Raw genomic sequence first — 2,060 nt, forward strand, 5'->3', positions numbered from 1 at the left:
ATGGTCAACAGCTGCTTTTGCCCCTGCGAAATATTGGAAGCTTCTTCATTCAAAACCGTATCATAGCCATCCGGCAAAGTCATTATAAAATGATGGGCATGAGCCGCTCTGGCCGCAGCCACAATCTCTTCAAAACCGGCCCCTTCCCGGCCGTAGCCGATATTATCGCGAATAGTGCCGTTGAACAGCCAGGTATCCTGCAAGACCATGCCGAACATGGTGCGCAAATCCCCGCGCCGCATATCCCGGATATCCACCCCGTCTACAGTGATGACCCCTCCCTGCACCTCGTAAAAGCGCATGATCAGGTTAACCAATGTGGTCTTGCCGGCCCCGGTCGGGCCCACTATAGCCACGGTCTGCCCGGCCTTGACCTGGATGCTCAAATCCTCCATCAACAGGGTATTTTCAGCATAACCGAATTTGACATGCTCGAAACACACCTCACCCCGGGGAAAGGGAATGACCGCCGCATCCTCGCGGTCGGGCCTTTGCTCCTCTTCATCCAAGACCTCGAAAACCCGCTCCGCCGAAGCGATAGTGGACTGCAGGATATTGGCGATATTGGCCACCTGAATGATGGGATGGGTGAACTGACGCATATATTGGATAAAGGCCTGCACATCCCCGATGAAGATAGCCCGCTGCGCCACCAGGAGGCCCCCCACCAGAACCACCAGAACGTAGCCGATGTTATTGACGAAATTTATGGCCGGAAAAATAATCCCCGACATGAACTGGGCCTTCCAGCCCACCTCGTAGAGCCCCTGGTTGATCTGCCTAAACTTCTCCACCGAATCCCGTTCATGCCCAAACACCTTGACGACTTTGTGCCCGCCGTACATCTCCTCCACATGGCCGTTCAGCTCGCCCAAGACCTTCTGCTGCTCTGCAAAAAAACGCTGCGAATAGCGTGCCACTATGGCGGTTACCACTGCGCTCAAAGGCAGGGTCACTATAGCGATCAGTGTCATCAGGGGGCTGATGGAAAGCATCATCACCAAAATACCCGCCAGCGTCACCACCGAGGTAATCAGCTGTGTCAGGCTCTGCTGCAGCGTATTGGCGATATTGTCCATATCATTGGTTACCCGGCTCAGTATCTCGCCATGGGTCTGCCGGTCGAAATAGCCTAGAGGCAGGCGGTCAAGCTTATCTTTTACGTCATTGCGCATGACAAATACGGTTTCCTGCGCAACGCTGGACATAATATAGGCCATCAGAAATGCAAATAGTGAACTCAACAGATACAGACCCACCAGCATGAGCAGGATCCTGGCAATATAATCGAAGTCGAATCCGGGCAGGGGCTGCCCTCGCAGCTGCTCAACGTACCAGGCGGGCAGATTTTGCTCAACGGCCTGCTGCAGCTGCACATAGTGGTTGTAGCGAAGCATCACCCCTTCCCCGAGCTTGGTGACGGCCATACCCATCACCTTGGGGCCGACTATGGCAAACAGGGTGCTGGCCACCGCCAGCATAAACACTACCAGCATGCGGTAGCGCTGGGGGCGCAGATAATCCGCCAGCCGTTTCAGGGTACCCCTGACATCGCGGGCCTTTTCGCCGGGCATCCCCAGGCCGCCGCGCCAGCCCCGGCCGTGGGCGTGCCTGGACTTCGGCCTGGGGGGAACCTCCGGTTTACCAGCTTGTTTATCCGGTTCAGACTGCTTCATCAATTTGCTCTCCCTCGGATGGCGGTAATGGGGGACCGCCCCCAGTTGTCACTGTCATCGTCACCATTATCACGCAATCTCCTCTTCCGACAACTGCGAGAAAACGATTTCCCGGTAAACCTCGTTTTCCGCCAGCAGTTCCGTATGGGTACCCATCCCCACCATCCGGCCTTGATCCAGAACCAGGATCTGGTCGGCATCCATAACCGTGCTGACCCGCTGCGCGACGATAATAACCGTGGATTGGGCGGTTTCTTTTTTAAGAGCCGCCCTCAGCCGGGCATCGGTTCCGAAATCAAGTGCCGAAAAACTGTCATCAAAAATATAAATGGCCGCTTTACGAACCAAGGCCCTGGCGATGGAAAGCCGCTGCTTCTGGCCGCC

General features: G+C 55.7%; 1 protein-coding gene and 1 pseudogene. Both read right to left on the reverse strand.

Annotation, left to right across the window (positions count from 1 at the left end; translation table 11 throughout):
* The coding region (locus tag B3W37_RS10015; RefSeq protein WP_483175614.1) for an ABC transporter ATP-binding protein at positions 1 to 1,676 on the reverse strand (1,676 nt) is incomplete at its 3' end.
* Positions 1,677 to 1,745: 69 nt separating this feature from the next.
* Positions 1,746 to 2,060, reverse strand: a pseudogene (locus B3W37_RS10020) (ABC transporter ATP-binding protein); the annotation flags it as partial.

It is taken from the genome of Syntrophomonas sp. UBA5494, from assembly GCF_002426325.1.